We start from the raw sequence: 25,049 nt of genomic DNA on the forward strand, positions 1-25,049 counted from the left end.
GCTAGGATCGAATCATGTCGGTACAGGAACGCAAGCAGCGCGAACGGGCGGAGCGCGAGCGCCTCATCGTGGCGACAGCCCGCGAACTCGCCGAGCAGCAGGGCTGGGACGCGGTCACCACCCGCCGGCTCGCCGAGCGCATCGAGTACAGCCAGCCCGTCCTCTACAGCCACTTCCGCGGCAAGCGCGAGATCATCGGCGCCGTCGCCCTGGAAGGCGCCGCGGAGTTGGCCGCGGCCGTGCGTGACGCTGCCTCCGGTGCGGACGGCCCGCGCGAGCGGGTCGCCGCCCTCGCGCGCGCCTATCTCGACTTCGCCGCACGAAACCCGGCGGTCTACGACGCCTTGTTCCAGCTCGACGGCGGCCTGGCCTTCGCGCAGGAGGACACCCCGGAACCTCTCAAGGACGCCTTCGCCGCCCTACTGGAGAGCCTCGGCGAGGTCGCCGGGGACGGCGTGCACCCGGGGCTGTTCACCGAGACGTTCTGGGCGGCCCTGCACGGCCTGGCGACCCTGACCCGGGCGGGACGGCTGCCACCGGAGTACGTCGAGCCGAGGGTGGAACTGCTGGTAGACCGGCTCGCCGTGGTCTGACACGCCGTCCCGGCGGGCACGCAGCCGGGGCCTCGGGCCCGCCGCTGCCTGCCTGCGGCAATGCCTTGATCACGTCGACGACCACGCCCCCAGCCTCCCGGCCGTCCGGTCACCCTCGCCTTGTAAGCACATGCGGTGGGCCTCTGCCATTCCCCGTGACCCCACCGGGCGACCGGGCAGCCACACGGGCACGGCGTTTCACCCCGAAATGCATCGGACCTTCGCCCGGCTGCTGGTCAGGCTGCGGCTGTGAGAGGGCGGCCGCGAACCTGACGTAACGGCCGGATCCCGCTTTCACCCCTCAGACCTCGGGGAGGCTCGGCCAGCCCACTCCTAGGCGGCTGGCCGTTACCCGCACCCTGCTTTTCGTCCCGAGGATGCTGCGCACCAAGTGAAGGCGACGCCCCTGGGGCGTGAGGGGCGTGAGCGATCGGCTTCACAGCGCGAGGTACGCAACACCTCCCGTCTGCCCTGGACTTGTCCGGCCGATCATGTGACTACTTCGCTCCCGAGTCGTAGACGTGTACAAGGGGCAATCGGTCCGCGCATTCGTTCTTAGGCCTCCCAAGCCGAAGGAGGCGCGCCAACCGACTGAGTGTCGTGTCAGGGACGCCGCTGCCACGTGAACGAATCCGGGTGCGGAACAGCAGGTCGATCCGCGAGCCCTTAGGCGGGTCGTCAGTCAGGTCGCGAGGTGTGGACCTCCAGAGCGGCGCGGACCGCCGACTCGAGGGCGCCCTCGATCCAGGCCGGTTTGAGAGAGGTGTGGTCGCCGGCGAAGTGCATCGGGCCCTCGGGCACGGGGATGGAGGGCACCAGCTCGGTGTGCTGTCCGGGCAGCAGTACGGACGCCTCTCCGTAGGCGTAGGGGTCGCGCAGCCAACTCTGGGTGCGTCCGGCGCCGGTGTAGAAGACCTCGACGCGTTGGCCGTAGACCTGCTGCAGTCCGCACAGGGCGTGCGGGTAGCGGGCCTCGTCATCGAGGGAGTCCCAGCGGAGTGCGTCGTCCGCCCAGCTGTAGGAGGCCAGCACCACTCCGCCCGAACTGCCGGGCACCGGGTGGGAGGGGTGGTACATGAACCGGTTGGCGCTGTCGGACACCGAACCGCCGCCCACGACGTGTGCGGCCTCTGGCTGGTCGCGGGAGACGGCACGGTTGGCGGCGTAGTGGGTGCGCTGGCCCGGCGTGATGTGGCCGGCGGGCACGGAGGGATGGGCGCCGAGCAGGCTGCCGTCGGCGGGTGCGCGCCCCGTGCGGTAGGCGTCGTACAGCTTCGGGTCGATCCGGCCCAGCTCGCGCTTCCAGTCGGCCTCCGTGAACTCCCACCAGCGGCGGCTGAACTCCAGCAGCACCTTCGTGGCGCTGTCATAGTGCAGTTCCGCGACCGCGCGGCGTTTGCGGTACGACATCAGGGGGCTGATCTGTACGTGCCGTAGGCCGGAGAAGGGCACGGTGACCACGGCGGCGTCCGCGGTGAACTGCTCACGCACCACCGGACCGTCGCGCCCCTCGGAGACCGTGTCCACCCACACCTGAGGGCCCTTGCGGCCGACGTGCCGGGTGTCGGAGGCTGCGCGGTCGGGGTGGTGGTATTCGATGCGGGTGACCCGGCGGTCGAACCGGACCGTGTCGCGAACCTGCGCCAGCAGCGCGTCCGGCAGCACCGCCGTGCCGCCCTCCAGCTCCCAGAACGCGGTGTCGGGGCTGATGAGGGAGGAGCCGATGAAGCTGTGGATGAACGACAGGGGCAGGCGTGACGTGAGGTTCTCCAGGGTGCCGATCAGATCGACCGTCCGCTCGTCCAGCCCCGCGTGCTCGGTCAGGAAGCGGAACATCGACCAGTCGCCGAACCGCTGGATGACCCTGGCCCAGCCCTGCACTCGTTCCGGCAGCGGCTTGTCGACCCGCTTGCCGTCGGCGTCCACGGTGCTGAACTCGTCGCGCACCGGGTCCAGCACCGACCGAAGGATGGCGGCGGCGGGCGTGTCCCAGCGGGCACGCGGCACCCCGAAGGACCGGTTGACGCGGCGGGGTGCGCGGGCGTAGTCCACGCGTCGCGTCCGGATGCCGTTGACGTGAATCCAGGTGCGGTTGGCCGGCCTGCCGTCGCCGTCGACGTCAACGTAGTGGAAACGCTGCTTCTTCAGGTTCAGTTGGTCGATCAGGCCCATCACCAGCGGGTGGCTGGAGGGCAGGCGCATGGCACCCGCCTCGGCGTACTGGCGGGGGTCGGCGAAGGGCTGCGCCGCCCGTTCGTGGCCGCCGCGTCGGAAGGTCTTGATGCGTCCACCCGCCCGGTTGCCGTTCGCCTCGAGAACGGTCACGTGGTGGCCCGCCCGCTTCAGCAGCAACGCCGCCACCAGCCCGGCGGGGCCGGCCCCGACGACGAGGACCTTCTTGGGCGTGGCCGTCCGCTGGGCGGGCAGTCCGTCCCGGAGCACGCGCTCGTAGCGGGGGACCAGGGGGCGGTCGTGGTCGTCCACGACCAGCAGGGCCCGGGCCACAGCCAGGCACCTGTCGAAGTCCGCGCCCCGGGCGGGCGCCGGTGCGGCCGGGACGGCCTGTACGGACTTCGCTGCGGCAGGCGTGCCACTGGCCAGAGCCGTGGCCGCGGCAACCGTTCCCGCCGTCGTAGTGAAGCTGCGCCTTGAGAGGCCTGAACCTGACACGACGGCCTCATGATCTTCAGTCATGACGCACTTGTATCGGTGGGCCGACCCGACCCGCCCACCTGTGCCGCGGCGTTGCCCCGAACGAGCGATGCCGAGGTCAAACCGCTGACGCCAGGTCGGATGTCCGCGGAGCGGTGCCCTTCGGGGACGTCCCCGAAGGGATGAAAGACAGACGGTGATCCGCGTGTCACGGCCGCCTCGTCGGCACAATTCCAGGTGGCCGCGCGGCCGTGTGCGGCCGGTGGGGGAGCGACGGGGCAATCGGGAGCGGTGTGGCTGCCGCCGCCGGTACCTCGGCCGAGCAGCCGAGCAGCCGAGCAAACGGGCAGCCGAGCAAACGGGCAGCCGAACAGGGGGTAGGCGTGGAACGTAGGGCTTCGCTCACCGGCAGGGCACGCTACTGGTTCGACACCACGTTGGCGCGCGGCACCTCCGCACTCGTCGGCTGGCTGGCCCTGGGCTGCCTCGTAGTCGTCTTCCCGGCGAGCGCCGTGCTGGTGTGGACGGACCCACATGCCCCCGAGTCCCGCTCGGGGAGGATGGTGGCGATCTGGCGTCTCACTGGTGAGACGCTGCGGCTCGGCGGGGCAACAGGCCCGCTCCTGCGTGTGCTGTTGTCGGTACTGCTCGCGCTGGTCGCCCTGGTGTACGTCTCCACCCTCGTCGGTCTGATCACCACGGGGCTCACCGAGCGCCTGACCGCCCTGCGGCGGGGCCGCTCCACCGTCGTCGAGCAGGGGCACTCGGTGGTGCTGGGCTGGTCCGAGCAGGTGTTCACGGTGGTGGGCGAACTGGTGGCCGCCAACGCCAACCAGCGGTACGGCGCGGTGGCCGTACTGGCGGACCGGAACAAGACCACCATGGAAGAGACCCTCGGCAGCAAGGTGGGGGCCACCGGCCGAACCCGGCTGATCTGCCGTAGTGGTCCCCCCACCGACCCCGCCCTGCTCGCCCTGACCAACCCCGGCGCGGCCAGTGCTGTGCTGGTGCTGCCCCACGACGATCCGTCAGCGGACCCGGAAGTGGTCAAGACGCTGCTGGCGCTGCGGTCCGCACTCGGGGAGGCGGAAGGTCCGCCCGTCGTGGCCGCTGTCAGAGACGACCGGTACCGGCTTGCGGCAGCCCTCGCCGCGGGAACCCACGGAACCGTCCTGGAGAGCGACGCGATCACCGCCCGGCTGATCGTCCAGTCCGCTCGCCGTCCCGGACTCTCCCTGGTGTACCGCGACCTTCTGGACTTCGCCGGGGACGAGTTCTACCTCACCTTCGACCCGGCTCTGACCAGTCGCTCCTTCGGCGACACGCTGCTTGCCTACGCCACCTCCAGCGTGGTCGGTCTGCTGCGCGACGGCAAACCCTTGCTGAACCCATCGCCCCAGACCCTGATCAGCCCCGGTGACCGGCTGATCGTCATCACGCGGGACGACGACACCGCGCGGCTCAGCGACTGTTCCGGGCTGGTCGACGAGTCGGTGATGACGTCCTGGCAGCCGGAGAGCCCTCGGCCCGAACGCATTCTGATCCTCGGCTGGAACCGGCGGGCCTCGCTCATGGTCGACCAGTTGGGCCGGAACGCCGTGCACGGCTCGGTCATCGCCGTGGTGGCGGACCGGAAGGAGGTGACCGCCGAGCAGGTACGCGACGCCGGTACAGCCTTCGCACCCCGGCTGACCGTCACCTTCCGGCCTGGAGACGTCACCCGGCCCGAGACACTTCGATGCTTGGAGATCGACTCGTACGACAGCGTCGTCGTGCTCGGCCCGGACCCCCTGCCGGGACAACAGCCCGACGAGGCCGACAACCGGACCCTCGTCACGCTCCTCGTACTGCAACTACTGGAACAGGAGACCGGACGGGAACTGCCGGTGGTCACCGAGATGACCGACGACCGCAACCGGACGCTCGCGCCCGTCAGCCCCGGAGCCGACGTGATCATCAGCGGGAAACTCATCGGCTTGCTGATGGCCCAGATCTCCCAGAACCGGCACTTGGCCGCCGTGTTCGAGGAACTGTTCTCCCTCACCGGCAGTCAGGTCCACCTGCGACCGGCGGCGTCGTACGTCCTGCCCGGCTTTGAGACGTCCTTCGCCACGGTCGTCGCAGCGGCGCGGCAGCGGGGCGAATGCGCCATCGGCTACCGCCGCCACGACCGGGCAACCGCCGTTCCCGACCACGGAGTACGTATCAACCCGGACAAGGGCGAGCGACGGCGCTGGACCGATCGCGACGAGGTGATCGTGATCGCACAGGACTGAAGCAGGCTCTCGCGGCCCGCCGTTGACGCTGTCGACCACCGGGGTGGCTTCCGCCAGGTGCAGCCCGGCGAGGCGACGAAGACGCGGCCAGACCACGGCCGCCGCCTCCACAGCTTGGTGTGCTCGGCCGACTCCGGACGCGGCCGCGTCGTAGGGATCTACGAATTTCGACGGCAGCACTCGCCGAGCCCAGGGCAAGTCCTCAAGGACTGCCCTTCTGGTCAGCGAGCGGTCCGCGGAGCCCCGCACGGGAAGCCGCTGGTGACACTGCGGCTGTCGACGTTCAGGGCATGCCCGCCCGCCTGACGTGCACGCGCGCCGGGACGGTCAGGCCGACGACGCAGTCTGGGGAGTGCGGGCGGCAGCAAGGACCTCAGGCAGGGGCAGAGCCAGGGCAGTGGCCAGTTCGGCCAGCTCTGCTTGCGTGGGATGAACGGGGCCATGGGCGCCGTCCTGGGCGAAGGCGCGAATGCGGGGGGTGCGGATTCCTGTGCGCTCGGCGAGGGCCTGCGCGTTCAGGTGGCGGCGGCGCATGCCCTGCTGCAACAACTGTGAAAGGTCAGCCATCCGTTTCTTCTGCCCGCCCTTGCCCCTTTCATCCGTCGCTGCGGATCGAGTCCGGGCCTGGCGGCGAGTGCGTGGGTGAGACGGGGGCGGCATTCCATCCCTTTGATATCCGCACGGTGCCCTGGTCGTCCGGCGGCTCGGCAGAGGCTCAGTCGGCGCGCAGAGCCTGGAGCATGCGGGTCAGGGCGGCCGCGGTGTCTGCTAGGTCCTCGGGGCCGGCGGACGAGGACGCCAGCCAGAGAGCCGCCTCATTCATCGCCCCCGAGAGCAGATGGGCCAGGGGCGTGACGGGCTGCGGGGCGATGATCCCCGCATCGACGAGGGAGGTCAGTGCCTCGGTGAGATGGCGGGCCGATGCGGCCTCGTCCATCGCCCGCCATTCGCTCCAGCCCAGCACGGCAGGGCCGTCCACCAGCATGATCCGCTCTGTCTCCGGTGCGGTGGCCGCGGCGAGGAACTCCTGGCAGCCGACCGTCAACCGGACCCACGGATCCTCCTGCGCATCGGCGGCCGCGGCGACCCGTCGGCCCACTTCCTGCTGGGCCTCCAGGAGCACCGCCCGGAAGAGGTCCGTCTTGCCGCCGGGGAAGTGGTGGTAGAGCGCTCCCTTGGTCACGCCGGCCGACTGCACGAGCTCTGCCGTCCCCACCGCGGCATAGCCGCGCTCCGAGAACAGCCGTCTGCTCTCCCGCAGCAGCGCCTGCCTGGTCTGTTCCCGCTGCTGTGCCCGAACGCCCTGCTGCCGCATCGCACTCCCCTCGTTGACATACCGATGGTACGTCAATAGCCTGCTTCGCATACCGATGGTATGCGAAAGGGTTCCGTGATGATGCTGACCAGCTTGTATACGGTGATCTGCACGGCGCGGCTGAAGGAGTCCAGCGACTTCTACACACGCCTGCTGGGATTCAGGACGACCTTCGAGACGGACTGGTACGTCAGCCTGCGGCATCCGGGGGAGGCCGGCTACGAACTCGCCCTCCTCGACCACACCCACCCAACGCTCCCGGAGGGTTACCGCAGCCGCGCCCAGGGGCTGTTGCTCAACTTCGAAGTCGAGGACGTAGACGCGGAATGGCACCGCCTCGTCACCCGCGAAGGGCTCCCGCCCGTCCTCGAGTTGCGCAGCGAGGACTTCGGGCAGCGACACTTCATCGTGGCCGATCCCAACGGCGTCCTGATCGACATCATCACGCCCATTGCCCCGACGGTGGAATACGCCGAGCAGTACGTCGGTGTTGCGGGTCAGGACGTTGGTGACGGCGCATAGTGGTGGGCGAGACTGGTGGCGAGGTCGCGGAGGTGAGCCCTGGCCTCGGTGGGGCCGTGCACAGTGATGGCGCTCCCGAACGGCAGCAGTGCTCGCACGTCCTCCAGATGCAGGAAGCGGATCGTTACCTTGCGGCCGGTGGCGGATTCTTCATGGTTGTCCGGGACGAGTGGTAGGCCGAAGATCCGTTGCGCTCGCTCGATCTGGGTCCGGTCGATGGTGGCGCTGACCTCTATCGCGTGGTTGTGCTCCCACTGATCAATGAGCGCTGCGGCGACGGTGGCCAGGGTCCGGCCCTCGCGGATCCGTCGTGGCTGGTCGACTTCATTCCACGTCGTGATCCGTTCGAGTCGGTACATCCGTGGCACTCGGGCACAGTCGGCGACGAGGTACCAGATGCCGGCCTTGGCGAGCAGCCCGTAGGGATCCACGACCAGGTCGCGTGGGCATGCCTCGCGTGAGCTGTCGTACTCGATCCGTAGTCGGCGACCTCGCCGCACCGCGCCGATCAGCGAAGCCGGAGTCGTGCCGGAAGCTCGTGCCTCACGCCAGGGACGGCTGTCCACGTGCACTACGTCGGTGAGCGGCAGGAGCTCATGACCTCGACGTGGCTGTGTAGCGCCGATCTTGGAGAGCGCGCGCTTGCTTTCGGCCGATGCGTTGAGCTCCGCACGTTGCTTCTCATCCAGCCCGGTGAGCGAGAGATGATCACGCTCGCCCGGTGTGAGTCGCGTGAGGTCGAGCCCGGACCCGGGCAGCATGGTCACGCCTCCGAGGCGGCCCCGGTGTGCGGTCACCGGCAGACCGGCGTCGCGGAGCCAGTTCAGGTCTCGGGTGATGGTTCGAAGGGACACCCCGAGCGCTGAGGCGAGTTCCTGTGTGGTCACGGCATCCCTCGACTTGAGGAGCAGCATCAGGGCGAAGAAGCGATCTGGGGTCACCCACCAATTTTCTCAGCGAATTGCGACACGATGCGGCGCATATCCCGGTCAGGCTGGTGGATGCGTACCTACCACCTGTGAGAAGGAACAACCATGACCACATCCGTCGTGTCCATCGTCTACGTGAACGACGCTCCCGCCGCAGCTCGTTTCTACGGCGACCTCCTCGGCATGAGCCCCTCGTTCGAGACTTCGGGATACATCACCTTCGACCTCGGGCCAGGCGCTGACCTCGGTCTGTGGTCTGGCCAGTTCGAGGATCTGTCACCGGACGTCCCGCGCACCAGTGAAATCTGCCTGGCCATCGACGGTGGACCCGACGAGCTCAACGCGATTTTTGAGCAGTGGAATGCCAAGGGGGTCAAAATGCTGCGTGAGCCTCATGATGCGGGGTTCGGGCTGACCTTCCTCGCAGCCGATCCTGACGGGAACCGTATCCGCGTCGCACCGAAGGGCTGAAAGGCCGCATTGCGGCAGGCGCGCACGACAGCTGTCGCGCCTGCCGTCGTCTGACTTCGAGAGGACGACGAGTGCCCCACGCGAATGCGCCCCTGAGCGTCGAGGGCCGAGAGGTCACCAACGTCGAGCCCTCATACATCTAGAGCGTGTCTCTTTGGTGGGCTGGTCAGTTGATCGGACGTGTCCATCCGGTTAGTGATCACCGATGCGATGTGGGACCGGATCGAGCCGCTGATGCCGGCCGATCCGGTCCGCGGTCGGCGATGGGCCGACCACCGCCGCACCCTTGAGGCCATTGCGTGGAAGTACCGCACCTGTTCGCCCTGGCGGGACCTGCCGGGGGAACTCGGCTCCTTCCAGACGGCCCACAAACGCCTCATCAGGTGGGCCGTTGACGGCACCTGGGCACGGATCCTGGCCGCCGTCCTGGCCACCGCCGACGCGGATGACGACGTGGAATGGACTGTCTCGGTGGACTCCACCATCTGCCGAGCCCATCAGCACGCGGCTGGGGCTGTGAAAAAGGGGCTGCGCGACGGTCAGAACCCGACGACCACGCACTCGGACGTTCTCGTGGCGGCCTGAGTACGAAGGTACATCTGGCCAGCGACAACCGGGCACGGCCGTTGGCCCTCTACGTCACCGCTGGTCAGGCGGGCGATGCTCCGGCATTCGAGGCCGTCATGGCCAGGATCCGCGTCCCCCGGCGCGGACTCGGCAGGCCCCGGACTCGGCCGGAGACCGTCCTCGCGGACCGCGCGTATTCTTCCCGCGCGATCCGCGGCCATCTCCGACGGCGGGGCATTCGCGCCGTCATTCCGCAGCCTGCCGACCAGGTCGGACACCGCCTGCGGAGAGGGCGAGCCGGCGGCCGGCCGCCAGGTTTCGATGCGGAGGCATACAAGCAGCGCAACACCGTCGAACGGTGCATCAACCGCTTGAAGCAATGGCGTGGTCTGGCAATGCGCACGGACAAGCTTGCCCTGGCCTACGAGGCTGCTTTGCACTTGGCAGCCATCCTGATCTGGTCCCGCTCGACGCGGTGATCAGAGCAGCTCGTGCACGACCAGGCGGGACTGCTTCCCCGAGAAGGCGCTTCGCAGGGCTCGGGCCTCACCGTTCCGGGCAGCGAAGACTCCTCGTTTGTCCACGTGCACGACCAGGACGTCATAGCTATCGATAACCTCGGAGATGCCCCGCGTCTGGATAGTGTCCCGCCAGGCTTCCGTGTTCCGGCCGAACCACTCCGGCAGTCCGCAAGGCTCAGCCACGGCGTCCCAGAAATCATCGAGCGTCTCGATCGGCCTACCTCGCAGGTCAACCACCAGTTCGGACTCAATCCTCTTGGCCATCACGACAGAGTAATCGGCCATCTTCCAAGGCGTCAGAGCTCCAAAGAGACAGGGCCTAGGTCTAGGAGCCCCAGACGTTGGTTACGCCCCTCGGAGTCGGGCTGCCGGCGCCTGCTCCTCGGGCAGCTGCGGCGCCGGGGGTGGTTGCAGGGACGAGGTGGTTGCAGAGGCGAGGTGGCTGTAGCGGTCGACCAGGTCCGGCGGGCTCCAAGCGCCGGTGCAGTCCGGACCGTTGAGGCCCCCACTGGTTCTCCCACGGACTCTGCCAGTGCCTCTCATCCGAACCGTCGATCCCGGGGGTGATGACGTACGCGACCATCGCTTACGACCCTGCCCAGAGTGACCCCCACCCACAGGGGCCGGTGTGACGGCTCCTCACACGACCTAATTCGGTTGCCGCTCCCCGTGCCCGCCCTTCACCATGGGCCCACACACCGGGAGCTGCCCGGTGCTCCACGAGAGGAGGCACGACCGTGACGACGACTGTCCTCGGCCTGCCCGCAGACCGCCTTTCTCTCACCTCATGGAGCACCTCCAGCGATGTCTCACGACGATCTCTCGCAGCACCCTCGACACCCTCAGCACCCGGCTTTTCCTGACGACTTCACCACCGCCCCCTCCCGCTACGTCCCGCCGTTGGACGACCTGGGCGACATCGACGACCGGTTCGTCTTCGACTTCCGTTCCTACGACGACCTCGAGGACGGCCAGCGCTGGTCGACCTGGCTCAGCGTCGAACCCCTCTGCCGAGGCCCCCAGCCGCTCCCGGACTGGGTGGTGACCTCGCAGGGCGCGATCGACACCGAACTCGGCGTCCTCAAGACCGGCAAGGAGGCGGACGTCCACCTCGTCGAGCGCGCAGACCCGCTCGACCCCGCCGCCGGCGTGGTCATGGCGGCCAAGCGGTACCGTTCTCCCGAGCACCGGACCTTCCACCGTTCCGCGTCCTACACGGAGGGCCGCTCGATGAAGCGCTCACGTGACGAGCGGGCCCTCAAGCGGAAGAGCACCTTCGGCCGGCAGGTCGCGGCCGGTGAGTGGGCGGTGTCCGAGTGGGGTGCACTGGTGCGGTTCTGGAACCTCGGGCTGCCGGTTCCCTACCCGGTCCAGATCGACGGCACCGAGATCCTGATGGAGTGGATCAGCGTCGTCGGCGAGGACGGGGCCGTCGAGACCGCGCCCCGGCTAGCCCAGACTCGACCCTCACCCGAGCTGCTGGCGGCGTACTTCGAGCAGCTCACCGATGCACTCGCGACGATGGTGCAGAACGGCGTCGTGCACGGCGACCTCTCGGCGTACAACATCCTGGCGGCGGGCGAGCGGCTGGTCATCATCGACCTGCCACAGATCGTCGACCTGGTAGGCAACCTCAACGGGATGACCTTCCTCCAGCGCGACTGCGCCAACGTCTGTGGCTGGTTCCGCTCGCGGGGCCTCGAGGTCGACGAGCACGCGCTGTTCGCCGAGCTGATGGCGCACGCCTTCTGAACCGGTCGGTCAGTAGGGTCCGTCAGGTGTGATACAGCGTCAGGGCCGACGTGCGCGCACGGTTCATGATCGGCCCTGGTGGCTGTCCCGGCCCGTGGGTGAATGCCGTCCTGGCTTCGCCTGAGATGCGGGCTCTCCCGGGACGCCATGAACTGTGACTACGGCCTACTCCCTGGGCCCGCGGCTCACCTTCCTGAATAGCCCTCACGCTCTTCTCGGGGCCGTACGCGGAGGGTGAGCCGCTTCGAACATGGGCAGTACGCCCTGCCCGATCGCGGCCACAACCATGGCGGCCCGTCAGGCGCGGTTCGGTGTCGGCTCCGGCTCGGAGGGAAGCGCTGCCGCGCGGCGGGGGAGCAGCAGCGGGGTCGCCAGCAGGAGGACGCCGGCCAGGCCGACGGCCGTACGCGGGCCGAGCAGGCTGCCCAACACGCCCCAGACGGCCGTCAGGAGAGCGGTCGTGGTCTTGGTCGTCACCGACCATGCGGTCAGCGTGCGGGTGACCCGGTCGCTCGCGGTGCGCTCGAGGCGATAGGTGGCGGAGACGGGGTTGAAGACCCCGCAACAGAAGATGAGCCCGAACTCGACGCCCATCACCAGGAACAGTCCGCCGGTCCCCGGGCCCAGGAAGGCCAGGCCGACGGGCCAGATCGCGCGCAGCGCCCCGGTCACGACCAGGACCCGGTGCTGTCCGAACCGGGTGACGAGCGGTCGGGCCAGCCGCGAACCGAGCAGTCCGCCGATCGAGGGCGCGGCGAAGGCGAGGCCGTACTGCCACGGTGTGAACCCGAGTTGGCCGAGCATCAGGACCGCCAGCAGCGGTTGGGCGGCCATCACCAGGCCGTTGAAGAAGACGGTGTTGAAGAACAGCGGACGCAGTGCCGCGTCCGCGAGGACGTACCGCCAGCCGTGAAGGAGGTCTCCGGCCCGCACGCGCGAGGCTTCCCGGTGCTCGGGCCGCTGCTCGTGCCCGCCTATCGGGCGCTCGGGCCGCTGCTCGTGCCCGCCTATCATGCGGATGCCCAGGGCCGAGAGCAGGTAGCTGACCGCATCAGCCACCACCGTGGCCACCGGACCGAGGAGCCCGATCGCCACGCCGCCCAGTGGCGGTCCGATGATCGTGGTCGTCCAAGCCGTGGACTCCAACCGGGCGTTGGCGACGAGCAGGTCCTCGGCCGGCAGCAGCGTCTTGAGGTACGCGCCGGAGGCGGCGCGGAAGGTGATGTCGGCCGCCGCGACGACGACGGAAACCAGCAGGAGCTGAAGGAAGCTGAGCGCGCCGAGCGTGAACGCGGTGGGGATCGTCAGCAGCGCCGCGAAACGCACCAGGTCCGTCGCGATCAGTACCTGCCGCTTGCGGCGGAACTCCACCCACGGGCCGAGCGGCACCGCCACGGCGGCCCCCACCGCAGCCCCCACGGACGAGAGCGCGGCGACCTCGGCCGGTCCGGCGTGCAGCACCTGGATGGCGATCAGCGGGAATGCGCCGAAGGCGAGCCACGTGCCGAGCGCACTGGTCCCGTACGCTCCCCACAGCCACCCGAATCGCCGCCCCAGCCGATGTCCGAGCAGATGTCCCAGCCGGTGCCCGCTCCTCAAATCCGACGCTCCCTCGCCACTCACCCGCACAACCGATCCGCGATCGGAAGCATCAAAGCGAGCACTGCAGCAGGGATCAAACAACCGTAGGACCATCCGGCCACAACCAAGGGTTGTACCCGTAGGGTGTCGGCGTGGACCTCGATACCGTCCGGACCTTCGTCGTCGCCGCCGACGCGGGGCAGTTCCAGGAAGCCGCCGCCGAGCTGGCGGTCACCCAGCAGGCTGTCTCCAAGCGAATCGCCGCGCTGGAGCGCAGCCTCGGCGTGCGGCTGTTCACTCGCACCGCGCGTGGCGCCGAGCTGACCATCGACGGGCAGGCGTTCCTGTCCCACGCGCGCGAAATGCTGCGCGTCGCCGAGCGCGCGGTCGCGTCCGTGCGTCCCGGCCGCCGTCCCCTGCGCGTCGACGTGATCGCCTCGCGCGGCGCGGTGTCGGGCCTGATGCGCGGCTTCCACCGCGCGTACCCCGAGATCGAGCTCGACGTGGTGTGGCTGTTCGACATCGAGAAGGCCGTCGCAGCCATCCGGTCCGGTGAGATCGACGCGTCCTTCCGCGCCGTCGCCGCGCCCGGCCGGCCCCTTCCCGAGGACATCGAGTCGGTCCGGGTGCTCGACGAGCCGCTCCAGCTCCTCACCGGCCCCGCCCACGCGCTGGCCGGCGCCCGGTCGGTGACCGTCGCTCAGCTCGCCGGGCACCGGATCTGGATGCCCGGCATCGTCCCCGGTACCGAGTGGGCCGCCTACTACGACGACCTCGTCGCCGAGTTCGGCCTCACCATCGAGGCGACCGGCCCCAACTTCGGCTCCGACGCGCTTCTGGACACCATCGCCGACACCCCGGCCCTGGCCACCTTCATGGGCGAGCAGACCCGCCTCGTCTGGCCCGCCGGCCACGGCCTGCGCCGTATCCCGGTGACCGACCCGGCGCCCGTCTACCCGCACTCGCTCCTCTGGCGCCGCGACAACCCCCACCCTGCGCTGGCCACCCTCCGCGCCCACCTCGCCGCCACAGGGGCCGGCCACGACGCCGACGGGACCTGGGCACCGGGCTGGGTGCTTGAGCGCTGAACACCGCCGTGCCTGCGATCATCGTGGTCGGGCCGACGGACGGTGGCTCGGGGCATGCGTGGCCATCGGCCGGCTCCGGCTCTTTCCCGCCGCCACCCGGGTCAGGCCCGTCGTCGGACCTCAACACTCTGTGGTGTGCGACCACGGAGCTTTCCGGGCTCTGGCCCGGGGGCCCCAGGGGGTGCTTGCGACGGTAGCCGGGGAGGTGAGCCCCAGAGCGACGTTGTCCTTGCCGTCCCGCATGTGGTCCAGCCAGCGTTCGTACCAGGAGAGGAAGTCCGGGGACGAAGAGACGTTCGGGGGCCAGAAGCCGTCCGCGTTACCGGTGAGCATGCGGCCGGTAAGGGGGCCAGTCACGCCGATGAGGCACAGGTCGGTGCAGCCCATCTCGATGATGTGGAGGAATAGATCTCCTTGCAGCGCGTCCGGGTGGTCCACGTGATGGAATCCCCGCGGGGTGCCGTCCGGCGGCTGCCGGTCCATGGTGTACAGCCTGCACTCCTCCAGCGGAAGCAGACCGTAGAAGGGGCCGGCTCCGCTACCTCCCAGTTCGACTAGGAACTTTCGGTAGGCCGCCGGCAATTCGATGTGGTTTTCGCCCTCGAAGGCGTCCGCCTGCGCGGAACTGATGCGCGGGCCAACGCGAAACGCGTGACGGCGGGCGCCCATCGAGTGGCTGCGCTGCCCCTGGTACGGGACCTTCGCCAGCTTGGAGCGTATGCGCGATATGCGGGAGTCCATCGGAGGATCTCTTCTCTCGTCCCCGCCACTCTACTGGCCTGCCCGAACGAGACATCTCGGGATGTCCGGAGAACCGTCCCACTTCGGCAGCCCGGCAGCCCGGCAGCCCGGTTACTCGGTCGCAGTTCACCGCATGTTGGGTGTTCTCGGCGTCTCATCGGACAGGCCCTTCGGGAATCCTCGGAAGAACCCTCTCAGCGATGTCGAGGAGAACGCTGTCGTCCGGGAGGGCTACGGCTCCGGACGTGCTCCACACAGTGATGTCGCAGTAGCCGCCCCGGTCGTTTCGGTCCAGGGCCACGGACAGTGTCCTGGCGAGGGGACCTTGTTCGACCGGTCCGCTTGATCCGACACTCCCGAGATTGATCTCGATCTTCATGGTGTGATCGGAGGAGAGGACCGCTGGCCGACCGAGCAGCGTAAGCGTCTTGACGTCCTTCTCGTTCCCGAACTTCATCAGGTTCACGTACTGGTCCGTCGACAGCTCGTTGTACGTGGCCGAGACGTTCACCGTGTACGTGTCGAACGCGACCTGGGCCTCCGGTTGGGCGACCTTCCCATCAGTCAGAGGAGCGGTGTCGCTTGTGCCGGAAGCAGTGGTCGCGGTCTCTCCGGGTGTTCCCAGGAGCTTGGCCAGGTCTGGCCGGTTGAGCGCTTTGCACAGCTCTTCACCGGTCACAGGTTGGGGTGTCTGCTTGTAGGCCTTCGGCAGTTCCTCGTGTGCCCCCTCCGAACACGAGACGGGCTGCGGGGTGGTGTCTTCGGACGGCATCACGCGGGGGGCCACCCACAGCGCTACCCCGAGTGCCCCGAACAGGGCCAGGGCCGCGGCGGCCTGGCCCCATGCGTTGGGCTCCTTCTCCGGAGTGCCCGGGCCGGGACGCGGCCCGGTTCCGGCCTGAGCGTGAACCGGGGCCTGGGCCTGGGCCTGGGCCTGGGCTTGAATCGGGGCCTGAGCCTGAACCTGGGCCTGGGTTTGAATCGGGGCCTGAGCTTGAACCTGGGCCTGTACCTGGGTCTGGGCGGCAGCATCGACCGTCGCCCCGTCCGCGGAGGTTGCCGGAAGCGGGTTCCGGCGTGCGCGCAGGGCCCGGACCACCGCGTAGACGCGTACCGCGGTGAACACGAGGAACACCACGCCGAGACCGGCCGCGACCCGGTCGTGATCGCGGACGGCGAGATACATGATGCGTACGCCGAGAACGGACCCGACCGCGATGAGTAGGGGCTCGCGGACCCAGAACGGCAGGAGACGGAGGAGGAAACCGAGCATCCAGTGATCTCACCAGGACAAGACCACATTCGCCGTGGTGGAAGCCACAGTTCCGGGCACGCGGAGGCCTGCCGGGGCAAGAGACGCCAAGCTGACGATCCAGAGATCGCTATCGGGACGGCAGTGGGTTGAGGCGTTGCGGCCAGGTCCTCGCCTTCGGCGTCCTCCTCGTCCTGCCCGCGCTGATCGGTTTCGCGTTCCTCCAACGGGCCCGACGGCGCCGTCAGTTGTGGACGACGGACAGCCCCAGACTCTGTCCATGACCTCGGTTCACCGGCTGAGGGTTGCCCCGTCACTCCTGGCTGCGGGGGCGCGGGCGCTGGCATGATGAGGTTCATGACTGCATACCGAAAGGCCGATGCCGCGTAGACGGCCTGGCGCTCTGCGCGTCGAACAGCATGGTCCTCGCGCCTGGGAGGACCCACTGCCGGATCGGATCCACGGGCTCTCTGCCCGCACCAGCCTCGCGGTACATCGAGTAGAGAGGCTATCGGCCGACTACTACGTCTATCCCGGTGCCACGGACCGTGCGCTGCGGCGTTACCAAACGTTCCTGAAGCCGCCTGGACGCCGGCCCCTCTATCCGCAGGATGCGGAATGCTCGTGCCGCGGTTGTTCCTTCGACGACGTGAGGCATGCACGCGACGTGCTTGAGCTGGTCCTGGAGCAGTTGCCTGTCCGAGCCCGGTCCGAGCTGGAACGCCAAGTGGTCTCTCTGGACACTGTGTACCTCAAGCGCACTCTTCCTGATCCGTCTGCCGACCGCCGCCAGTGGTGCTCTGATCTTTGGTGGCGTCGTCGACTCGCGGGCGGCAGGGAGGCTGGGTGAAGCTCCGCGGTCCTGCGCGACAGCAGTGAAATGATCACGGCGCGGCCACCCTAGGCCGTGTGTCGGCGTCGGCAGGGGCCCAGCCAACGCGACCGAGCCGGGCTGTCCGCTCGTATCTCGTCCCCGTGGCTGACGGTGCGACGTAAGGATTCCGTCATCACCTGCGGGGTGCGGGATGGCCGCCAGTCTCCGTTGAATGGAGAGCAGACGGAAAAGTTCAGGAAGCGAGCGGGGATGGGGCGCGTGCGAAAGGTGTTGACCGGGCCGTTGGTCATCGTGGTGCTGGTGGTGGCAGTCGGCGGAGTCGGGTTGGGGCTGTACTGGTTCCAGCCGTGGAAGCTGTGGCAGGACGAGACCGTCCAAGAGGCGCTGCCCGGGGTCGTGGAGAGCTCCGCTCCTCCTGGCGCGGCACCCTCGGACGAACCCTCCGCGCCGCCCTCCCCGGCCACCGGTCCGCAGACGCTGGCGAGCGGCGAGCTGATCAGCCACGAGCACGCGACCTCGGGCACGGTGAAACTCGTACGGTTGGGGGACGGCTCCCATGTCGTGCGGCTGGAGAACCTGAACACCAGCAACGGACCGGACCTGCGCGTCTGGCTGACCGATGCGCCGGTGAAGCAGGGGAGGGCCGGGTGGCATGTGTTCGACGACGGGAAGTACGTCAGCCTCGGCAAGCTGAAGGGCAACAAGGGAAGTCAGAACTACGCCCTGCCCGCTGAGGTGAATCCGTCGGGCTTCGGCAGCGTGAGCATCTGGTGCGACCGATTCGACGTGTCGTTCGGCGCCGCCGAACTCGCCCGGGTCTGACAGTGGGGCAGTCATGTAGCACGGGTCCGCGAAGGCTCAGCGGAGGACGCCGTCCCCGTCGATGACAAAGGTGGCGGGCGTCGGGGAGGTCGGGGGCGAGGTCGTACTGCTTGGCGTTGTCGGAGCCGATGTCGCTGAGGACGCTGAAGGAGAGCTGGTGCTTCTCTGTCGGGGAGAGGGACGCGTCGGGGACTTGCGGGGGAGACGGCAACGAGGCGGGCTCCCCGTGTGGTGATCTCGTCGTGGTGCTGCGGGAGTCCGTTTCGAGTTGCCGCCGGATCGTCATCCGCCGTCTGAAGCCGCTCGGCTGTCACTCTCGACGCGATGGGCGCCTTGATCGAGGCCACCGACCGCCTCGACTCGGATAAGGAACTGCTGACGCGGATACGTGGCCAGGGCAGGCTGCTCGGCAGCGGGTGGCTGATCTTCGGACCCAGCCGGCCGGTGCTGAGGAGTTCGCGGATCTTGCCAAATGGGTAAAATTGCCGCAAAGATACGAAGCGGCTTGCTCGGCGTGCACATTGCGCTGGTACACCTCCGATCGGTCGGCAGGCTTTCCTTACCCAGGGGTATCGCGGCCGTCCCGTGTCGGGGTGCAATGGTGGGAGTCAGGCCCTTCCGCACCCGTACCGGTCAGAAGAGGCACGCAATGGATCCATGGCTGATTTGGTTGATCATCGCAGCCGTGTTGGCTGCGGCGGAGATCTTCACCCTTACTGCCGCGCTCGGAATGCTGAGTGCGGCCGCGTTGGTCACGGCGGGATCCGCCGCGGTCGGGCTGCCATTGCCGCTGCAGTTCTTGGTGTTCACCGTCGTAGCCACCGTCACCGTGCTATTTGTGCGGCCCATTGCGCTGCGCCACGTTCTCCGGCCCCAGACAGAGAGATTCGGCGTAGACGCACTGGTCGGCAGGGGTGCGTATGTCGTCTCGGAGGTGACGGGCCTGGGCGGCAGGGTCCGCATCGGGGGTGAGGAGTGGACGGCACGCGCCTACGACGAAACGCTGGTGATTCCTCCTGGAAAGACCGTCGATGTCATGGAGATCAGCGGCGCCACAGCGATCGTCTACCCACGGGACTGAAACTATGGAAGCCTCGCCGTTCCTCATTGCCGGCTTGATTGTCGCGCTTATCGCGGTTTTCACCGTGGTGCGGGCGGTCCGTATCGTGCCCCAGGCGCGTGCACGTAATGTCGAGCGGCTCGGCCGTTACCACCGGACCCTGAATCCCGGCCTCAGCCTCGTGATCCCTTACATCGACCGCGTTCATCCGGTGATTGATCTGCGGGAGCAGGTCGTGTCCTTCAAACCGCAGCCCGTCATCACCGAGGACAACCTGGTCGTCGAGATCGACACCGTTCTGTACTTCCAGGTCACCGACCCACGAGCAGCTTTCTACGAGATCGCGAATTTCCTTCAGGCGGTTGAACAGCTCACCGTCACCACCTTGCGCAACGTCGTGGGATCGATGGACCTGGAAAAGACGCTCACCTCCCGGGACACCATCAACAGCCAGCTCCGTGGTGTGCTGGACGAGGCCACCGGCAAGTGGGGGCTACGGGTCAACCGGGTGGAGATCAAGGCCATCGACCCCCCGCAGTCCATCAAGGACGCGATGCAGAAGCAGATGCGAGCCGAGCGGGACAAACGGGCCGCGATTCTCGGGGCTGAAGGGCAACGCCAGTCGCAGATCCTCACTGCCGAAGGTGACAAGCAGGCCGCGGTTCTGCGTGCGGAGGGTAACCGTACCGCTGCGATTCTCCAGGCCGAGGGCCAGTCCCGGGCCATCGACGAGGTGTTCCAGGCCGTACATCGCAACGATCCCGACCCCAAGCTGCTCGCCTACCAATACCTCCAGACGCTGCCACAACTCGCGCAAGGCTCGGGCAACAATTTCTGGGTGATCCCCAGCGAGATCACCTCCGCACTCCAGGGTGTGTCCCGCGCCTTCACCGAGGTACTGCCCCAGTCGCCGGCCACCCGCGAGAAACCCCCGGACGACATGGCCGCCCAGGCCGCCGACGACACGGCTCAGGCCGAGGAAGCCGCTGCCGCAGCCCTCGCCGACGCAGCCAAGGCCGAGCGCGCCGACCCCGATGCCCTCCCGTCTCACCCGCCTCGCTGAGGGCGGGCGGCCGACGGCGTGGAAGTCTCCGAGCGTCCGACCATCTGGCAATCGCTGCTCCTCGACCCTGCGCCGCTCGCCTTCGGACCTTGTCTGCCGGCCCGAAGCGAAACCCGGCATCGGGGAGCAGGCAGCTCTGCCGAGTTACGGCAATGAGGCGGAGCAGCGCGTGTGGCAGGCTCTGGGGATATGGGGTGCAGTTTCAAATTGCACGGGGGGACCGCGGCCGGGCTGAGCGCCGTGCTGCTGTTGCTCGCCGCGCTCACGTGGTTGCCGGGTACCTTGCCGCTGGTGGGCTCGAAGTGGCCGATGGTGGTGATCGTGGTGCTTCTCTTCCCGATCTCTATAGCTGCCCTGGTGCGCATGTTCCTGAGTGGACCGGACCGGCACTCGGTGTGGCTCGCCTTTCGGTGCCTGCCCGGCAACCTGCAGGCAGTGCTCGGGGCGCTGGTCGTCTCAGGCGTCGTGCTGATGCTTCTCAGCTCGGTCGACGCGGGAAACCTGCAGGCGGCAGAGGTCAAGGACGGACGATACTTCGTCTTCGACACGACTCCCCACGCGCGCGGCACGATTGAGGTCTCGCACAGCCGGTACCTGGCCGTCCTCGAGAGCGATCAGCGCAGCATGCTTGCGATCCCAGGCCTGATCCTTGCTGGAGCCGCGTATGTCGTCTTTGCGGCCGGGGAGTTGCGCCGGGCGGATGTCGGGTTCAGATCTTCCTAGCCGGTGCAGGTCTGGAGATTCCATGTTGGGCCACGGATCGCTTGTCACTCGTGCCGACATCGAGTGTCCCTGTCACCTGGAGTGCCTCGACTTCGCCGAGCCATTGACGTCGGCCAGCAGCAGCACCGGCGGTGTGGTGTCATCAACCGCTCGTATTTCTCCGGCCTTCCGTCGTTGGTCGTTCGCAGACACTTCCCCCGCGTCTATTGCGATCGCAGCCCCCGGGGTGGCGAGGAGGGTGTGCACTCCCTTGTGGGCGGGGAGCGCACACCGCAGGGGCTTGCGGAGTGAGCGGGTTCGGCTCACTCCGGAGCGGAGCGGCTCAGCGTCGTCGGCTTCTCCACCAGGGCGGTGACGCCGGCCTGCATCACCATGGATGCCAGGGGGCGCGTGGGCCTGCGGGGGCGTACAAATGTGTTCGGCCGTGACGACATCGGCCCAGCGGTGAACCTCATCCCGGAGCTGACCTCCGTGACCGTCCCTTTCCGGCAGGTCGGGTTCCGGGCAATGGAGCTTGCGCTCTCCGACGTCGACTCGCGGATCGTACCGATCGCCACGAACGTCCTCCTGAGGTAAAGCACACCCCCTCGAAGACCGTGCCGAGTCGTGCGGCGTTGCACCGCCGGTCCGCTCGGGTGGCCCTGTCGGCTGATTGCCCTCGGTCACCCCGATGCCCTCGGGCCCGCAGGTGCCGCGTCAGTGCTGCTCCGTCGCGCGTTCCTGTCAGGACAAGCGTGCTTGTATGTCGTCGGTGGGAGTCCCCACGTCATCTGCCGCTGCGGGGCGGGGGAAGAGGAGATTCTCCAGAGCGTCCATGCCGAAGAGAAACGCCATCATCAGGGCGGGCACAAGGAGAGCGAGCAGAATCACAGGACCTCCCGAGGGATGGTCGGCCTGTGCAGCCGATGGTGCCGCTTTTCAGGATGGAGCCGAATGGCGTAGTGCGCATGTTGTGCACGGTGTCGCCGCTTGTGTTACGTAGGCGATGGCAGCCGGCGATGTCCCAGCACCGTGCCGTGCGCGACCGCGCAGGTCGGCCCCCTACTCAGCCGCACGCCGAGCCGTCACGGACGTGCGAGCGCGGAACACGCTCTCCGGCCGGCCCCTCCCGCGACTGGCCGCACCTACGCCGCATGCCGGCAGTGGACACCTCCGAGCCTGGGCTGACGGCACCCGGATCCGCTCCACGGCCGGTGAAGGACGCTCGTGACGGTGGTCTGCGGCCTCCCTGCCCACGCCCAGGCCGCCGCCGCCGAGACAGTCCGCGACGCTTCCACCCCGCAACGCCGAGGCCAACGAAGGCCGCATCGCCGACCTCGGACTCCAAACGCATCATGGCAGGACGCGCCGGCATCCCCACGGCGTGCCACCGCGTCATGCTGATGGCCCACCCACGCCGCGGCTACGTGGACCGGCCGCCCGCCGCGCCACGGTGCTCTCCGGCTACGAAAATCTTGACAGAGCCACTTTGCGTGAGTACGCCGACGCGGGCGGGGCAATAGGTTCCGGCAAGGTTCCCTCGTACGAAAGTGATGCCTGTTCTCATGGCCGAGACACGAGACGTCGTTGAACTCATTCTCCAGGATCACCGGAGAATGGAAGATCTCTTTCGTCTGATGCGCAGCGTCGAAGCTGACCGGGCAGCCGCCCTGCGGGAGTTCGCCGATCTGCTGATTGCGCACGCGCTGGCGGAAGAGTCGAAGGTGTACCCCGCCCTCAAACGCTACAAGAAGATCGAGGACGAAGAGGTTGAGCACGGCGAGGAGGAGCATGAGGAGGGCAACAAGGCACTCCTCGAACTCTTGGAGGTCGACGAGGTCGGCTCTGAGGAGTGGGACACGAAGCTGGAAGAGCTCGTAGAAGCCGTCACCCACCACGCCGACGAGGAGGAGCGCACCATCCTCAACGGAGCGCGCGAGAACGTCGCCATGGAGCGCCGGGAGGAGCTGGGCGGGGCGTTCCTCGAGGAACGGGAGCGTCAGCTGAAGGCAGGCTGCGGCGCTGTGGACAACGTACGCCGTATCGTCCGCTCCTGACCGAACGCGTATCCGCACCCGGGATCCCGGCGACGTGCTGGTGTAGGAGAAAGCAGGCGCAACGACCGCCCACAGCTCGGCGAAAGCCCTGCGCGATGCTTGGAGCGGGCCTCCAGCGGTGCCCGCGCAGTGTGTCTGACAGGGCGCGGGCCGGTGGGTGGTCGTCGTGCCCGGACAGGACCTCCACCCGGCTCCGATGCAACCCATGCTGTCCGTGGCATCGACATGTCCAGCAGGTCGCACGCCGCGGCCACCCGTCAGGGACCCGGCTCCCGCGCGGCCGAGATAACCGACACGCTGCCGGGCGGGAGCGAAGGTTCACCACGTCGTGGAACCCACACGAGGTCGGCGGGTGACAGGAAACCCCGTCTGCGACGTCCACAGCACGCGGGCGCCAAGGGTGCGACAGGCTGCCGTGCCCGAGAGGGACAACCGGCCAGCCGAGTCAGGGCTTGGGGCGTGAGTGTCGGGAACGATGCCGCATCACCGCTTCAGTGTTTCCGCAGCGTGCTGTGCAGTAGCGTCGCCGTCCGTTCCTGGAGGTGTCCACATACGCTCGGGAGCACGCGGAGCGCATGCATCGCCCCAGCCGTTCGCCCCCTTCCCAGCACAGGACGAAGGCGAGGCCGCCGGCGGTGACGGCCTTGACTCGGGAGAGCACGTCAGCCGAGTCCGGTACGAAGTGAAGATGAGGCTGGAGACCGTCATGGGTGGTCACCCACGGACGGATGGTTGCCTCCACCAGCAAATCGTTGACGGCGGAGCACCGCTCAGCCGAATCCCTCGCGTCGAACACCCACGCCAGGTGATCCCGCCAGCGCCCGAAACCTTCCACATCGGCATCCTCGACCTCCGGGCGACGGATCTCGTGTGCCTCGAGCAGAGCTTGAATGCTCGCCGCGCTCAACTCGGGGAGATTGATCAAATCGGCGGACAGTACCGCCCCCAGGCGGCCGTAATGGTTTTGCTGCACGTGACCTTCTTGGTGTTACGAAGCACGTGACCTTTTTGGGCGTTACGAAGCCCCACGCGCAGCGGACGGGTTTTCCCTGCTCTGTTCACTTACCTGGATCAGCTGAAAGTCGGACCGGGTGATGAACCATCCACTGGTGGTGCACCACAGGTACCGCACCATTCCCTCGGACGTGAAGTGTTCGGATACCGGGCGGCAGGGCTCGGAGGAGAGGCCACAGGAGGGGCACCACCACGATCCACGCCGCACGTCTGAAATTCGTGCCATGTCCGCCAGAGTGTGGTCATGGGTCAAATACATTCAACCATTACATCTGCGACGGGCGCAGAGGGCCGCCCGTGCTGCACCAGACCGGTCTCACGGGAGCTGCGCACGGCGCCGGTCGGCGTCTCGCTGGGGCCGCCCCGGGGGGACCGCAGTTGCCGCGGCGGCGCTCCAGGCATGCTCAGGCACGTGGGTGCGGTGCCAAAACCGCTATGTCGCCGCCGAACCCCACTACCAGCCGTCCGTCGGACGCCATGGTCACGGCGGTTACCTCCGTGGGGAACACCAGATCCGAGCCCACCTGACGGTGGTCGGCCATGTCCCACACCCGTACCGTCCGGTCGTCACCGCCGGTGACGAGGAGGGGACGGCTGCCGACGACGGCCGTGGCGAGGGCCCACACCGGACCGGTGCGGCCGGTCAGTGGCGCACACTTCGTCACTTGCGTGCAGCGCGGCCACGTCCCACCTCTGAACCTGGCCCTCCCAGCCGCCGGTGATGGCGACCAGCCGGCCGCCCACGACGGCGGCGGTCAGCGACACCCGCTGCTGGTTGCCATGGGTGAGGGGTGCGACCAGGCCCTCATACTGCTGCTCAGCCAGACACCATGCTCTGACGCTACTATCGTCGTGCAGGGTGACGGCCTTGGGGGAGCCGTCAACCACGGCCGTCGCCACCGCCACCACGGCGCCGATGCGCCCCGCCGACGGGTCGCTCACGAGGTCGCCCACAGCCTCTCCCGTGACCGGGTCCCACATCAGCAGCCGAGGAACGCTCTGCCTGCCGACAAGGACCACGGACCGACCGTTCACCGCGCTCGTCGCCGCTGCCCACGCCCCACCAGCGAGACTCGCCAGAGGGCGGCCGGCGGCCAGGTCCCACGACCGCACGAGCGCAGACGGGTCAGCGATGACGGCAACGCAACGGCAGTCCACCGTCTCCGTCGCCGCAGCCCACACCGAGCCACGGGAGGTCAAGGGGTACCGAAACCAGGTCCGTCATGACCTGGACGC

General features: G+C 68.2%; 24 protein-coding genes. 13 read left to right on the forward strand and 11 right to left on the reverse strand.

What is annotated here, in order from left to right; genetic code table 11:
• Nucleotides 1-14: 14 nt before the first annotated feature.
• Nucleotides 15-593, forward strand: coding sequence for a TetR/AcrR family transcriptional regulator (locus tag AQJ84_RS27225; RefSeq protein ID WP_030040626.1), 579 nt, complete (start codon nucleotides 15-17; stop codon nucleotides 591-593).
• 678 nt (nucleotides 594-1,271) lie between these two features.
• On the opposite strand, the gene AQJ84_RS27230 is transcribed toward AQJ84_RS27225, so the two are convergent.
• Nucleotides 1,272-3,287 (reverse strand): flavin monoamine oxidase family protein, encoded by a 2,016-nt coding sequence (locus AQJ84_RS27230; protein ID WP_030040625.1) that lies wholly within the window; start codon nucleotides 3,285-3,287, stop codon nucleotides 1,272-1,274.
• 341 nt (nucleotides 3,288-3,628) lie between these two features.
• Here AQJ84_RS27230 and AQJ84_RS27235 point away from each other — a divergent pair, with 341 nt between their 5' ends.
• Nucleotides 3,629-5,521: a CASTOR/POLLUX-related putative ion channel gene (locus AQJ84_RS27235; protein WP_053192116.1), complete on the forward strand. Its 1,893-nt coding sequence runs from the start codon at nucleotides 3,629-3,631 to the stop codon at nucleotides 5,519-5,521.
• A 327-nt stretch (nucleotides 5,522-5,848) separates the two neighbouring features.
• Here the strand turns inward: AQJ84_RS27235 and AQJ84_RS27240 are convergent, their stop codons facing one another.
• On the reverse strand, nucleotides 5,849-6,088 hold the full coding sequence (locus AQJ84_RS27240; protein ID WP_053192118.1) for a hypothetical protein: 240 nt from the start codon (nucleotides 6,086-6,088) through the stop codon (nucleotides 5,849-5,851).
• Nucleotides 6,089-6,236: 148 nt separating this feature from the next.
• Nucleotides 6,237-6,836 carry a TetR/AcrR family transcriptional regulator gene (locus AQJ84_RS27245; RefSeq protein WP_030040623.1) on the reverse strand — a complete coding sequence of 200 codons (600 nt, stop codon included), beginning with the start codon at nucleotides 6,834-6,836 and terminating at the stop codon, nucleotides 6,237-6,239.
• A gap of 78 nt (nucleotides 6,837-6,914) precedes the next feature.
• Here AQJ84_RS27245 and AQJ84_RS27250 point away from each other — a divergent pair, with 78 nt between their 5' ends.
• Nucleotides 6,915-7,358, forward strand: coding sequence for a VOC family protein (locus AQJ84_RS27250; protein ID WP_030040622.1), 444 nt, complete (start codon nucleotides 6,915-6,917; stop codon nucleotides 7,356-7,358).
• On the opposite strand, the gene AQJ84_RS27255 is transcribed toward AQJ84_RS27250, so the two are convergent.
• Nucleotides 7,334-8,299, reverse strand: coding sequence for a helix-turn-helix transcriptional regulator (locus AQJ84_RS27255; RefSeq protein ID WP_030040621.1), 966 nt, complete (start codon nucleotides 8,297-8,299; stop codon nucleotides 7,334-7,336). The genes AQJ84_RS27250 and AQJ84_RS27255 overlap by 25 nt on opposite strands.
• A 93-nt stretch (nucleotides 8,300-8,392) precedes the next feature.
• Between AQJ84_RS27255 and AQJ84_RS27260 the strand changes: the two genes are divergently transcribed.
• A complete protein-coding gene (locus tag AQJ84_RS27260) occupies nucleotides 8,393-8,758 on the forward strand; it encodes a VOC family protein (protein ID WP_030040620.1) in 366 nt (121 codons plus the stop codon).
• A gap of 210 nt (nucleotides 8,759-8,968) precedes the next feature.
• Nucleotides 8,969-9,804, forward strand: a protein-coding gene (locus AQJ84_RS41355; protein WP_225889166.1) for an IS5 family transposase whose coding sequence is annotated in 2 segments (ribosomal slippage) — nucleotides 8,969-9,296 and nucleotides 9,296-9,804 — 837 coding nt in all. Because the reading frame shifts where the segments join, the coding sequence is not laid out codon by codon here.
• On the opposite strand, the gene AQJ84_RS27275 is transcribed toward AQJ84_RS41355, so the two are convergent.
• Entirely contained in the window at nucleotides 9,805-10,110 is a 306-nt protein-coding gene (locus AQJ84_RS27275; RefSeq protein WP_030040616.1) for a barstar family protein, read from the reverse strand. It lies immediately after the preceding gene.
• A gap of 540 nt (nucleotides 10,111-10,650) precedes the next feature.
• On the opposite strand from AQJ84_RS27275, the gene AQJ84_RS27280 reads away from it, so the two are divergent.
• Complete coding sequence (locus AQJ84_RS27280) at nucleotides 10,651-11,598, forward strand: serine protein kinase RIO (RefSeq protein WP_053192120.1); 948 nt, start codon at nucleotides 10,651-10,653, stop codon at nucleotides 11,596-11,598.
• Between the two features lie 297 nt (nucleotides 11,599-11,895).
• Here the strand turns inward: AQJ84_RS27280 and AQJ84_RS27285 are convergent, their stop codons facing one another.
• Nucleotides 11,896-13,197: an MFS transporter gene (locus AQJ84_RS27285; RefSeq protein ID WP_030040614.1), complete on the reverse strand. Its 1,302-nt coding sequence runs from the start codon at nucleotides 13,195-13,197 to the stop codon at nucleotides 11,896-11,898.
• 134 nt (nucleotides 13,198-13,331) lie between these two features.
• Here AQJ84_RS27285 and AQJ84_RS27290 point away from each other — a divergent pair, with 134 nt between their 5' ends.
• Entirely contained in the window at nucleotides 13,332-14,267 is a 936-nt protein-coding gene (locus tag AQJ84_RS27290; protein ID WP_030040613.1) for a LysR family transcriptional regulator, read from the forward strand.
• Between the two features lie 120 nt (nucleotides 14,268-14,387).
• Here the strand turns inward: AQJ84_RS27290 and AQJ84_RS27295 are convergent, their stop codons facing one another.
• Both AQJ84_RS27295 and AQJ84_RS43785 read right to left on the reverse strand, forming a co-directional pair.
• Entirely contained in the window at nucleotides 14,388-15,008 is a 621-nt protein-coding gene (locus tag AQJ84_RS27295) for an SMI1/KNR4 family protein (RefSeq protein WP_030040612.1), read from the reverse strand.
• A gap of 154 nt (nucleotides 15,009-15,162) precedes the next feature.
• Entirely contained in the window at nucleotides 15,163-15,990 is an 828-nt protein-coding gene (locus tag AQJ84_RS43785; RefSeq protein ID WP_310591783.1) for a DUF6215 domain-containing protein, read from the reverse strand.
• On the opposite strand from AQJ84_RS43785, the gene AQJ84_RS45005 reads away from it, so the two are divergent.
• The 6 genes from AQJ84_RS45005 (at nucleotide 15,913) to AQJ84_RS27330 (ending at nucleotide 22,799) form a co-directional block, all read left to right on the forward strand.
• A complete protein-coding gene (locus tag AQJ84_RS45005; protein ID WP_078631907.1) occupies nucleotides 15,913-16,233 on the forward strand; it encodes a hypothetical protein in 321 nt (106 codons plus the stop codon). The two genes, AQJ84_RS43785 and AQJ84_RS45005, sit on opposite strands and share 78 nt — an antisense overlap.
• A gap of 1,111 nt (nucleotides 16,234-17,344) precedes the next feature.
• Nucleotides 17,345-17,917: a DM13 domain-containing protein gene (locus AQJ84_RS27305; protein WP_030040610.1), complete on the forward strand. Its 573-nt coding sequence runs from the start codon at nucleotides 17,345-17,347 to the stop codon at nucleotides 17,915-17,917.
• A gap of 649 nt (nucleotides 17,918-18,566) precedes the next feature.
• On the forward strand, nucleotides 18,567-18,998 hold the full coding sequence (locus tag AQJ84_RS27310) for an NfeD family protein (RefSeq protein ID WP_030040609.1): 432 nt from the start codon (nucleotides 18,567-18,569) through the stop codon (nucleotides 18,996-18,998).
• A gap of 4 nt (nucleotides 18,999-19,002) precedes the next feature.
• Nucleotides 19,003-20,040, forward strand: a complete 1,038-nt coding sequence (locus AQJ84_RS27315) for an SPFH domain-containing protein (RefSeq protein WP_030040607.1) — start codon at nucleotides 19,003-19,005, stop codon at nucleotides 20,038-20,040.
• A gap of 240 nt (nucleotides 20,041-20,280) precedes the next feature.
• A complete protein-coding gene (locus AQJ84_RS27320; protein ID WP_225877251.1) occupies nucleotides 20,281-20,763 on the forward strand; it encodes a hypothetical protein in 483 nt (160 codons plus the stop codon).
• Nucleotides 20,764-22,307: 1,544 nt separating this feature from the next.
• Nucleotides 22,308-22,799, forward strand: coding sequence for a hemerythrin domain-containing protein (locus tag AQJ84_RS27330; protein WP_030040604.1), 492 nt, complete (start codon nucleotides 22,308-22,310; stop codon nucleotides 22,797-22,799).
• A gap of 445 nt (nucleotides 22,800-23,244) precedes the next feature.
• Here AQJ84_RS27330 and AQJ84_RS41380 read toward each other — a convergent pair whose 3' ends face one another.
• From AQJ84_RS41380 to AQJ84_RS43190, 3 genes are all read right to left on the reverse strand, one after another.
• Nucleotides 23,245-23,772: a CGNR zinc finger domain-containing protein gene (locus AQJ84_RS41380; RefSeq protein WP_078631905.1), complete on the reverse strand. Its 528-nt coding sequence runs from the start codon at nucleotides 23,770-23,772 to the stop codon at nucleotides 23,245-23,247.
• 445 nt (nucleotides 23,773-24,217) lie between these two features.
• Nucleotides 24,218-24,478 carry a hypothetical protein gene (locus AQJ84_RS45165; protein ID WP_374935417.1) on the reverse strand — a complete coding sequence of 87 codons (261 nt, stop codon included), beginning with the start codon at nucleotides 24,476-24,478 and terminating at the stop codon, nucleotides 24,218-24,220.
• Nucleotides 24,381-24,767: a hypothetical protein gene (locus AQJ84_RS43190; RefSeq protein WP_157874985.1), complete on the reverse strand. Its 387-nt coding sequence runs from the start codon at nucleotides 24,765-24,767 to the stop codon at nucleotides 24,381-24,383. The genes AQJ84_RS45165 and AQJ84_RS43190 overlap by 98 nt, the downstream gene beginning before the upstream one ends.
• Nucleotides 24,768-25,049 lie beyond the last annotated feature (282 nt).

Origin of the sequence: Streptomyces resistomycificus, from assembly GCF_001514265.1 — a bacterium.
GTDB lineage: Bacteria > Actinomycetota > Actinomycetes > Streptomycetales > Streptomycetaceae > Streptomyces > Streptomyces resistomycificus.